Consider the following 11,469-nt stretch of genomic DNA (forward strand, 5'->3'; position numbering starts at 1 on the left):
GTAGTCAGGAATTTAGTCCTGACTACTAACCTTGTGGAATTCTTACAAAACTCGCAAGGTACTCGCAATACTATCGACTGCTTCCATCGCGCGAATTTCAGCAAGCGCTTGCTGAAAATTACCTTCCTTCACATCGTGAGTCACCACCACAATTTCTGCTAAATTGCCGTGAATCCCAGTTTGCACGATGGATTCTAAGCTAACTTTGCGATCGCCAAAACAAGTACCGAGTTTCCCAATTACCCCCGGAGAGTCGCGAGTCAAAAAACGGGCGTAAAACCGAGTCACAAGTTCCTGCATTGGAGCAATTTTGCAGTAATGTTGATGAGTGCAACTCAGCAAAGGATGGGGAATCGGAACAGTTTCGGTTTTCAGGATTGCCGCCACATTCAAAATATCCGATACCACCGCGCTAGCTGTGGGGCCCGCCCCCGCACCGCGCCCGTACAGCATCAATTGCCCGATCGGCTCTCCCTCGATTAAAATTGCATTGTAAACACCGTTGACACTCGCCAGCGGATGAGTCTTCGACACCAAAGTAGGATGCACCCGAATAGAAAGCAGTTCGCCTTCTTCATCCCCATTTTGCTCTCTATTTTGGCTTTTTTCCTCAGCAATAGCCAACAACTTGATCGTAAATCCCAGCTTGTCAGCATAGTCAATATCAGCCGCACTAACTTGTCTGATACCTTCGCAGTGAACATCTGCTAATTTGATGCGCCCGCCAAAAGCTAGCGAGGCTAAAATAGCAATTTTATCAGCCGCATCCAATCCATCCACATCCGCTGTAGGGTCAGCTTCAGCATAACCTAATTGCTGAGCGTCCGCGAGCACTTCGGCAAAGTCTGCACCTTCACTCTGCATCCGCGTCAGGATGTAGTTAGTTGTGCCGTTAACGATGCCCGTGACAGTTTTGATGCGGTTTGCACCTAAAGATTGTTTGAGGGTTTGAATGACTGGAATGCCGCCGCCCACAGCAGCTTCTAACATCACGTAAACGCCTTTTTCGTTAGCCGCGTCGAAGATTTCACTACCGTAGCGGGCGATAACTGCTTTGTTGGCGGTGACGACGTGTTTGCCGCTAGCAATAGCTTTCAGAATGAGCGATCGCGCCGGTTCCAATCCGCCAATCAGTTCTACTACAATATCAACTTCCGGGTCAGTGGCGAGATCCTCTAGGTCAGTTGTCAGCACATTTTCTGGCAATTGTAAAGACCGAGTTCGAGAAATATCGCGCACTCCCACCCGATATATTTCCAATTCCTGCAACAGCGGATGGCTGTCTCGGGAGAGCAAAATCTCTGCAGTTCCCGCGCCAACCGTACCCAAACCTAGCAAACCAATTTTGAAAGCCACGACTTTGACCCGTTGAAACTCACTTAATCTACAATCATTGTATGACAACGGCGCATTCACAGAATAGCGAGATCCCCGACTTATTAAAGAAGCTGGGGCTCTGCATGACTAATGAATCCAGAATTTACACAGCAATTTAAAGCTCTGCATCCATATCTGCTCCCATTTCTCGCAGCCTCTGCGCCAATCTTTGGGCACGCTGCCTTTCTAAATTAACTTGCTGTTCTAGCTGTTGATTGTGCTGTTCTAGCTGCTGTCGCTGTGCTTGCTCTTCTCGAATTAAATCTTCTACTAGCGGCGGACACAGCACTTCATCCACCGATAAAATAAATTCAGCGAACTGTACGGACTGAACAAGCTGTCCCGGCAAAAATTCCTGGTGAGAATAACTGCTTTCATTTTCGGGGCGGCTGCACACTCGTATTTTCGGTCGATTTGGGTCTACAATCCAATATTCGGGGATGTCAATTAGATCGTATTCTGCCCGCTTGCGGATGTAGTCGTCCCGCCAATTTTGACTCGTAACTTCGATAACTAACAGCGGTTTTTCTGCAAAGTCCAGTACCGCAGAACCAGGTTGCGCGCAGACTTGTTCCCACAAACTCCGAGTGCAAATCACAACATCAGGAATGCGGGAAGAGTCTTCTTCAGTTCGGACTGCAGTAGTCACAATTGCAACTAGCGGTAGGTTGTGTGCTGCAAAGAAGCACCGGAACTGGTAAACAAAAAATTGACAAATTTTAATGTGAATTCCTGTAGGTGTTGGAATTTCGATCAAATTTCCCCGATATAATTCATAACAAACACCTGATTCTCCCTGATAGTTCAGATATTCTTCAAAGGTCAGTTTTTGTGTAGAAGTTATAACCATGTCAGTTATCTCCCTTTTTCGGTGAGCTTACTGTCTATTTTACACTTGTATTGGGTGAACAAGCTCCTACAGTCCAGGACGCAGATTAAAGAAACTGGTTTTTTGCCGAATCTACTGCTGCAATGCCAGTTTTTTTTCCTGATGACTTATACCATTTTTCTGACCTATGCGCTGTAGATGAAGTCTTAGCCCCCCAAAGCATCGGGGGGGGTTGGGGGGGTAATATCTAGCGCTACTTTATTTCATTGGTATTACGCATTGGAGTCAAAGAAACCGGGTTTTTTACCGAGTCTGCGGGTTAGTGCAAAATATTGTCGTAAAAAACCCGGTTTCTGGCTAGCCTTATGCGTCAAAAAATTCGGTTTTTTGCCATCTGTGAAAATGTTAAAAAAAGTGTAGGGCGAGCCAAGGCCCGCCCTACAAATCAGATTAAATCCGGCAACACATTAATATGTTTCAACGTGCCAGCGATGCTGTTTTTTCAACTGTTTCTGATAGGCTGTCCAATCGACGCCGTGCTTGCTCGATGCAGCAGACATTCCCTCGTCAATTCCGCCTTCCATGCCCTTCAAACCACAGATGTAAGTGTGAGTTTTCGGCTTTTGAACCAATTCCCACAATTCGTCTGCGTTCTCTTTAATCCGGCTTTGAATGTACATCTTGCCGCCGTCAGCAGTTTTTTGCTCGCGGCTGATGGCATAAGTCAAGCGGAAATTATCGGGGAACTCGCGCTGCAATTCTTCCAACTCTTCCTTATAAAGAATGTTGGGAGTGTAAGCAACTCCAAAGAACAGCCAAGCTAAACCTTTGAATTTGTAATCGGGATTGTTTTCTTTAAACATCCGCCACAAATAAGCGCGGAAAGGAGCAATACCCGTACCAGTAGCCATCATAATCACGGTGGCATCTTCGTCTTCGGGCAAGAGCATTTCCTTGCCTACTGGGCCGGTGATTTTGACATCATCCCCTGCTTCCAAACCGGTGAGAAAAGTCGAACAAACGCCCAACACTTGTTCGCCTGTTTCTGGGTGTTTGTACTCTAGCCGACGGACGCACAAGGAGACTGTTTTGTCGTCGAGGTTGTCGCCGTGACGGGTAGAGGCGATCGAGTAAAGCCGAATTTTGTGAGGTTTGCCGTTTTTATCTGTCCCATCGGGAATAATCCCGATACTTTGACCTTCGAGATAGTGCAATTTGCCACCAGAAATGTCGAAGGTGACGTGGCGGACTGTGCCTTCGCCGCCTTCTCTGACCAATTCTTCTGTAGAAATGCACTTACCAATATAGGGATTGGCCGGCTTGTAGAGGTTAACAGGAACCTGAACTTTTTCCTTGGCTTGAGTCATGGGCTTAGCTTTTTCTCCAGATTTCTGACTCTGTAGCCCTGCTTCTGGTGCAACTTTGCTATGAGTTTCGGGAGCGCCGTTTGATGGGCGGATGCTGACGATTTTGCCACCCATGCGAGCAATTCTCCGCATTTCCTGATTCATGCGATCGTAGGGAACGGAGATAAACACGCTACCGCTACGGCGAATCGGGTGATTTGTTTGGTCAGTTGCTTTGCTCTGACGCATACCCTCCACTTCGTATACAAAGATGCGGCTGCCTGATTCTGAGTTGGCCGCTACACCAGATATGCTTGGGCTGTACATTTGTTGCTTGTCCTTCACGATACAGAGTTATAAAGAAAGAGAATGTGACGTTAGACTCAATTTACTTTTTTCTTAAGGCCATCTGAACTAATTGGCCGCGCCAATCTTTGGGCTTCGCCGTTGCGGGCGGGCGTGTCCCTTTTTGGTCGATCGCGCCTCCAGTTCCCCATCAGCCGAACATCACGCCGGCTATAGAGTCCGGCTGCGTTCAGGTGTTGACCTATAGCTATTGTTGTCTGCGTACTGCCAATATTTTACCCGATCGCGGGATCGGCCCCGATCGCTCCTTCTGATTTGGAGATTCGGCAGAGGCAGAGTCCGATATCGGGAGAGGATTTAACTTATCAAAGGGAATACGGCATGGAAATATACAACTTATAATAATGAAGTACAAATTAAAGCACAATTTGATTAAATGACGTTGAGCTTGTAGTGGGCGGACGCATTCTGGTAAGATTAATCACTAAAGTTAGCATTAATAGCCAAAAAATTGGGGTACGATCCCGTCCTATAAGGCAGGCGAGCGGGCAAGCCCGATCGGACGGGAATCGTGATGGAACTATATATTGTTGATTCGCCAGATGTAAAAATCCCGTCTCAACTCCATAGTCCAAAAAATCTCAAATAGGTTGAGGCATCAACCTAGAGGCGAGGCAAGATCGGACAAGCTGTGCTTGCCAGAAGCTGTTTGAATCCACAATCCCGATGCCTTGAGGGATCGGGAGTATGTCAATTGCCTTGAAGATTGCTTGGGTCTTCCCTCGCAGGCAGTCAACTGACTCCTGTATGCTGGTGAGTGCTCGATCCGATCGGGGTAGCAACAAAATCGCACAAAGCCGGCACGCTACCTGCGGCCTGAAATTTTGTGGAATCTAGACTTGAGTTAGTAAACAGTGATTTTTTTAGAGGGAAACTATGACAAGTAAGCCGGATCGCGTGGTTTTAATTGGCGTAGCCGGAGACTCCGGGTGCGGAAAATCTACTTTTTTGCGCCGATTGACAGATTTGTTCGGGGAAGATTTCGTGACTGTAATCTGCCTCGATGACTATCATTGTCTCGATCGCAAGCAGCGCAAGGAAACAGGGATTACCGCCCTAGACCCCAGAGCTAACAATTTCGACCTGATGGCCGAGCAAATGAAAGCGCTCAAAGAAGGTAAGGCGATCGACAAACCGATTTACAACCACGAAACCGGTCTGCTCGATCCTCCCGAGCGGGTAGAGCCAAATCACATCATTGTGATTGAGGGACTGCACCCCCTTTACGACGAACGAGTCAGAAATCTCATCGACTTCAGCGTCTACCTCGACATCAGCGACGAAGTTAAAATTGCTTGGAAAATTCAGCGCGACATGGCGGAACGGGGCCACCGTTACGAAGACGTGCTGTTTGCAATCAACGCTCGCAAACCCGATTTCACCGCTTACATCGACCCCCAAAAGCAATACGCTGATGTGGTAATTCAAGTATTGCCGACCAACTTGATTAAAGATGACAAAGAGCGGAAAGTTCTGCGCGTGCAGATGATCCAGCGCGAAGGCATCGCCAATTTTGAGCCAGCGTATTTGTTTGACGAAGGTTCAACAATTAACTGGGTTCCTTGCGGCCGCAAACTGACTTGTTCCTATCCCGGAATTAAGATGTACTACGGGCCAGACGCTTTCTACGACCACGAAGTCTCGATTTTGGAAGTAGACGGTCAGTTCGAGAATCTGGAAGAAGTTATTTACATCGAAAGCCATTTGAGCAAGACTTCTGCGAAGTATGAAGGCGAGTTAACTCACCTGTTGCTTCAGCACCGCGAATATCCCGGTTCCAACAATGGAACTGGTTTGTTCCAAGTGTTAGTCGGATTGAAGATGCGGGCGACTTACGAGAAGTTGACTGCGAAGGAATCGAAAGTGGCTGTTAGTGTTTAGAACCCTGATATGAAAGGTTTGAGAGGTGCAATTGCGCCTCTTTTTTTTGTGGATAAACGAACAACCTTCATTCTTCAGTCCGCGCCGACGGACGAAAGTTTGTGATGTAGGGGGCCATCTCCCCGTGGTTGCCCTGATTTGAATCACCGAGTGACTTTTATTCTCAAAAAATCACCAACTCTTCTATTAAACAAGTGCTAAGATTATGAAAAATGTTCAAAAATGGTATTAGTTAAAATATTTTACGATGAGATCCACTTCACTGCAAGTAATATTAGTGAATTCTATTTTGTAGGTAATGACCTAAAAATTTAGATACATTCTAATCTGGAGATTTATCCTCATCATCCTTTGGCAAATACTCATACAATTTCAGATGCCTGTTGTTTGATATTTTAAAATTTAGTTTCATTCCAAAGAACTTTCTCTATTTATGCAAGAGAGCCAAAAACCTATGGTTTCAAAGAAAGTCATAAAAATTTGGAGTAAGCGAGCCTGAACCTAACATAGCTGATGAATAGTATGGTGTGGAAGAAGTATTGCTAGAACCAAAAGCATGAAGTAACTGGCAGATTATTGATGAGTAATTTTATATTGATAATTTGAATGAGTAGCATGAACTTTACTAGCTGCGATTTCTACGGTAAATATTCCCAAAACCTAACAACTTCATCAAGCACAGCTTCTGGTAACTTTCAACAATCGCGATCGACTGCTGTTTGTTGGTGCGAGTCAGAAGTCACAGCTATATAGATATACCAAATAACAGCATGAGTATCAGCTAGAGCACGCAGCATTAGAAATCCTCCCTTGGGAAATTCGCCCATTCTTCCCTGCGAACTTCATCTATATCAGCCGCAGAGGGTGCAATTCCCAAGTCAGCACATAAACCCCACAATGATTTGCGGGGAGTCGGCCCAACAACTAATTATCGTTTTATTTCAGGAACTATCGACTTAATCAACCCTAACTTTTCGGCTAGAGACAACTGCTTGACAAGATTTAAAACCGCCTCAAAAGTCATGTTTTTTATATTTCAATTTGCGATCGATGTAATTGTAGCATTTTGGCTGCCAAGGACAGCATCACCAGGTTTGGGTTGAGAAGATTCGTTTACCACCCTTCCCGGAAAAGTTAAACTTGTGTCGAAATTACCTAAACGTGCTATATTCAACTCCGTCAACCCTGAACAGCACTTTCAGGTAATGCAAATTCATCAACGAGTCAACTAAATGCCTCCTACTTTCAAGAAATTAGCTGCCATTGCCATCTTTTTTGTAGCCGTAAAAGTTTTAGTTGACTCCCCCTATTTCAAAGAAGCAAAAAGCTCGATCGCCCACCGAAACGAAGCAAGCGCCACATTAGACCCCCCAAACCTGCGACAAACAGCCACAAACAAGCCCCCAGCAGCGCCTCTAACATCAGTCGATCGCAACTTTGATATCGTAGTGTATGGCGATGAAGTACCGGGAATATGTGCCGCGATATGGGCCAAGAAAACTTTAGGTGAAAAAGGCAAAGTTGCTGTGGTGCGATCGAACTACGCAACCGATCCCTTGGGCGGCGTACTCACCCGTGGCGGTTTAGGTTACGTCGATTTAGATAAAATCCCCGATTGGTATCGCCAACCCTACGCCCAATGCTTCCGGGAATTCTTAGACAAAGCCAATGTTCCCGAATCTTGCTTAGAGCCAAAACAGGCCGACAAAGCACTCAAAGAGATGCTTGCAGAAGCCGGAGTCAAAGTTATTTCCAACTCAACTCTTACTCCTCACGTAGTCAATAATAAAATTGAATATGCCGAAGTCAAAAACACTAAAGTCAAAATTAAAGCTAATTCTTTTATTGATGTAACTCAAGATGCCGAACTTGCTAGAAAAGCAGGTTTATCTTATTATACAGGATATGAATCGCAAAATATTAAATCCAAAAATGAATCCTTAGCTATATCTGTAGTTCCGACAATTACCGGGCTAACCATCGCCGATTTACGCAAAATAGAAGATAACATTCTCTACAACACTCCTTTAGTAGAAAAGATTAAAACTAGCATTAGTAAATATAAAGACCCTGCAAGTACACAATTCTGGATGAAGAACTTTGAGAGTACGATTTATCAAGCCTATGCAGACGGATATAATATCAGAAGTGTAGCCATCGGAGCCGCCTATCACGTAGATAGAAATCTCCCCTTCACTCAAGAAAAAGGATTCTTCTTTGACAAGGCAAATATTTGCGTTTATAAAAATAATTCGATGTCGTGGAACGGGTTTCTGTTTAAATACAAAGTTGACGAATTGATGAAGATGGAAGCTAACGGCAGAAAACCGACTCCTGAAATGGTTAAAGAAATGTCACACCTGCAAGAATGGCTGCAAAAAAAGTCGGGTAAAGATGTGAGACTATTTATCCCGGATGAGATTTATATCAGACAAACTTTGAATGTGCGCGATGTGGTAGCGCCGCTGACGGGGAAAGAAATTATCAAAGGAGGAACCGAACCCTCCAAGTCGATCGGCAGTTTTTCCTATGATTTCGACTTGCGGGGCGGAGTCAAGAATTTGGATTCTAGAATTCCGTCCCTGCCCGTGTATAATTTCGGAATAGAGAGCGCTTTGGCGAGTAAAGTGAATAATTTGGCGATCGTCGGGCGATCGTCGGGCTATTTCGGTATGGCGGTATCAGTCGGGCGAATTGCGACAGTGAATATTTATCAAGGACAAGGTGTGGGCGTAGCCGCTGGTTTGGCTAGCAAGTTAGGAGTGCCGCTGAATACGATCACTTCGGCTAAAACCAGAGAAACTTTGGAAGCTTTAACCGGGAAAACTACGTATTTGTCGGGGAGAGATACGAGTTATGGCGTGGATTACAAGGAAGTCAAATAATAAAACACCTTCAGTTTGTAGTGTGGAATGCGAGTCAGCTCCGGGATTGCGGACTCGCATTCCACACTACGAATTCATTTTAGATCCGTCAATTGACCGGACACGATATCAGAACAATCCGCCGCCTGTTTTATGAAGTTTTATTACAAAAATCGTCGTTCCGCATAAAAACAAGAGCTTGAGTCTGACAAATAAGCAGACAGGTTCTAGCTGTTCGACTGCTGTAATAGTGAGACTTAAAAATGGCAACCATTAACGGAACGTTGGCTGACGATACTCTCAATGGCACTTCTAATGCAGATGTGATATTTGGGGAACAAGGCTCTGACTTGGTGTTTGGGCGCGATGGAAATGACTTAATTTATGGGAAGCAGGGGGCTGATACTCTGCACGGGAATGAAGGGAATGATACTTTGTACGGCGGTAAGGGTAATGAGACTGTTTATGCCGGCAAAGGTGACGATCGACTATTTGGCGATTCTGACGACGACTTGCTGTACGGAAACGACGGCGTGGACACCATAAACGGTGGTAAAGGCAACGATACAGTTTACGGCGGCAAAGGTAATGACAGCTTGTTGGGCAACTTGGGAGATGACTTTCTTGCTGGCGACAAGGGTTCGGATACCTTAACTGGCGGGAATGGTAATGATACTTTCTTTATCGGTAAAACTACCGGCGGCCCTCAGTTGTTGGATGCGGACTTCATTACTGATTATACAGACGGTGAAGATGTAATTAAGTTAAACAGCGACCTGTCGTTTGATGACCTGAAAATTTATGCGGGTAAAGGCGTTTATTCTGGCTACACGATTATTCAGGATAAGCTAACAAACGAATATTTAGCGGTTTTGGAGGGTACGAATAGTATCGCTATTGCTGATTCTAGCGGAGTTAATACCGTGCAGCCCGAGCCTTTACCAACAGCACCGACTCCGACGCCGACACCTTCGATCGCTTCGACGCCGACACCTTCCATCACGCCGACTCCGACGCCTGAATCTGTAACGACTCCGACACCTGCACCGACTCCGACTCCGACACCTGCACCGACTCCGACTCCTGCGGTGACGACTCCGACACCTGCACCGACTCCGACTCCTGCGGTGACGACTCCGACGCCTGCGGTGACGACTCCCACGCCTGCGGTGACGACTCCCACGCCTGCGGTGACGACTCCGACGCCTGTGGTGACGACTCCGACTCCGACTCCTGCACCGACTCCGACGCCTGTGGTGACGACTCCGACACCTGCACCGACTCCGACGCCTGTGACAACGCCGACGCCTGTGGTGACGACTCCGACTCCTGTGACGACTCCGACGCCTGTGACGACTCCGACACCTGTAAAACCGACAGCGTTTGATGAAAAATTCTACCTGGTTAATAATTATGATGTCGCCAAAGCCGTTTTGACGGGTCAGGTGAAAAGTGCTTTGGAACACTACGAGACTTTGGGTAAAGCTCAAGGTCGAGCTAGCGCTCCTTCCCAGGTAAGCACTTTCAACATTACATTCGACTATCGGTTTGATACTAATGGGTTCTTCAATGACCCCAACCGCAAAGCTACTTTGGAAGCAGCAGCAGACTACTGGGAATCCGTCATCCAAGATGAATTTCCTAATATTGCCACTGGTACCGAGCTTTGGGTACCAAATCCTCAAACTTCAAAATTGGATAAGGTCGTTTTAGATAAGGAAATCGACGATGTGGTGATATTTGTCGGCGCTCGCCCTATCAGGAGCTTCGCTGTTGGGGTAACAAACAGTTCTGGTGCTGGCTACAAAGATGAAACGAGTTTTTCCTATGTTTTGCCCGATCGGGTAAATGGAGTCAATTATGAACCTTATCTAGGAAGCATTTCCTTTGGTTCTGATGTTGCATATAGTGTTGACAAAACGCCCTTCGACTATAGTGATACTGCCAGTGAAAATGGTAGTGATGCTAGCCTTTTTATCACTGCCAGCCATGAAATAGCTCATGTACTAGGGTTTACTCAGTCACCTATTTACAGTGCGCGAGTTAATGGCACTTCTTTTAATGGTGTGAACGCCAAGATTGTTAATGGAGGCAATCCAATTCCTGTAAGCAGTGCAAATAACATAATTCATCTAAGCAATATCACAACACCATCAGGCGTATCATCCCTTATGGGAAGTGGTGGTTCTGCATTTGCATTTATCCCCACAAAGGTTGACTTGGCAATTTTGGCAGATGTTGGCTACAAATTTGACGGATTTACCGTTCAAGATTCAACGCCAACTGCTGCAACTGAGGGAGACGATAAAGTCATTGGCACAGATTTGGCAGATACTCTCAACGGTTTAGGTGGTAATGACATCATCAGCGGTTCAGGTGGCAATGATATTCTGACGGGAGGTGCTGGCAATGACACGCTCTCTGGTGGCGGGGGTCAGGATACGTTTTTCTTTGGAGCAGCAAATGGCCAAGATCAAATCAATGATTTTGTGGTGGCTGATGACAAGATACAGATAGCTGCTGGTCTTGGTTTTAACAGTGGAGCCGATGTTTTAGTTCCGCGTCCAGGAACCTTCTTCGGTGGGGATTACACCGATCAGAGCGGCAATGTTATTGGACAGTTTTCTCGAATTACCATCAGTTCTGGGAACACGATTTCAATCGTCCATAAAGACTCTCTCACGGCTGCGAATTTCATCATCCTCTAATCTAGTCTTCAGACAAGTTTAGAATTAGAGCGATCGCCCTTAATCCCCAAAAGGGCGATCGCTCTTTCTTTGCTTGTTCAATTACTTTCAGACCCCAA

Annotated in this window: 6 protein-coding genes; 3 read left to right on the top strand and 3 right to left on the bottom strand. The window is 46.0% G+C overall.

Translation table 11 applies throughout. From position 1 onward, the window contains the following. Window positions 1–42: 42 nt before the first annotated feature. From AACV78_RS08330 to petH, 3 genes are all read right to left on the bottom strand, one after another. Window positions 43–1,356, bottom strand: a complete 1,314-nt coding sequence (locus AACV78_RS08330; protein WP_194012026.1) for a homoserine dehydrogenase — start codon at window positions 1,354–1,356, stop codon at window positions 43–45. A 136-nt stretch (window positions 1,357–1,492) separates the two neighbouring features. Then, window positions 1,493–2,227, bottom strand: a complete 735-nt coding sequence (locus AACV78_RS08335; RefSeq protein WP_194012025.1) for a Uma2 family endonuclease — start codon at window positions 2,225–2,227, stop codon at window positions 1,493–1,495. Between the two features lie 446 nt (window positions 2,228–2,673). Then, on the bottom strand, window positions 2,674–3,879 hold the full coding sequence (gene petH / locus AACV78_RS08340) for a bifunctional rod-capping linker CpcD/ferredoxin--NADP reductase PetH (RefSeq protein WP_194012732.1): 1,206 nt from the start codon (window positions 3,877–3,879) through the stop codon (window positions 2,674–2,676). Window positions 3,880–4,794: 915 nt separating this feature from the next. On the opposite strand from petH, the gene AACV78_RS08345 reads away from it, so the two are divergent. From AACV78_RS08345 to AACV78_RS08355, 3 genes are all read left to right on the top strand, one after another. Then, window positions 4,795–5,799, top strand: coding sequence for a phosphoribulokinase (locus tag AACV78_RS08345; RefSeq protein WP_194012731.1), 1,005 nt, complete (start codon window positions 4,795–4,797; stop codon window positions 5,797–5,799). A 1,232-nt stretch (window positions 5,800–7,031) separates the two neighbouring features. Next, window positions 7,032–8,684 carry an FAD-dependent oxidoreductase gene (locus tag AACV78_RS08350; RefSeq protein WP_194012730.1) on the top strand — a complete coding sequence of 551 codons (1,653 nt, stop codon included), beginning with the start codon at window positions 7,032–7,034 and terminating at the stop codon, window positions 8,682–8,684. A gap of 242 nt (window positions 8,685–8,926) precedes the next feature. Next, complete coding sequence (locus AACV78_RS08355; RefSeq protein ID WP_194012729.1) at window positions 8,927–11,371, top strand: calcium-binding protein; 2,445 nt, start codon at window positions 8,927–8,929, stop codon at window positions 11,369–11,371. Window positions 11,372–11,469 lie beyond the last annotated feature (98 nt).

This window comes from Tychonema sp. LEGE 07196 (assembly GCF_963890365.1).
Classification (GTDB): Bacteria; Cyanobacteriota; Cyanobacteriia; order Cyanobacteriales; family Microcoleaceae; genus Microcoleus.

Coding starts and splice junctions, on each gene's coding strand:
- AACV78_RS08335 (WP_194012025.1), bottom strand. CDS start 2,227: ATGGTTATAACTTCTACACAAAAACTGACCTTTGAAGAATATCTGAAC.
- petH (WP_194012732.1), bottom strand. CDS start 3,879: ATGTACAGCCCAAGCATATCTGGTGTAGCGGCCAACTCAGAATCAGGC.
- AACV78_RS08345 (WP_194012731.1), top strand. CDS start 4,795: ATGACAAGTAAGCCGGATCGCGTGGTTTTAATTGGCGTAGCCGGAGAC.
- AACV78_RS08350 (WP_194012730.1), top strand. CDS start 7,032: ATGCCTCCTACTTTCAAGAAATTAGCTGCCATTGCCATCTTTTTTGTA.
- AACV78_RS08355 (WP_194012729.1), top strand. CDS start 8,927: ATGGCAACCATTAACGGAACGTTGGCTGACGATACTCTCAATGGCACT.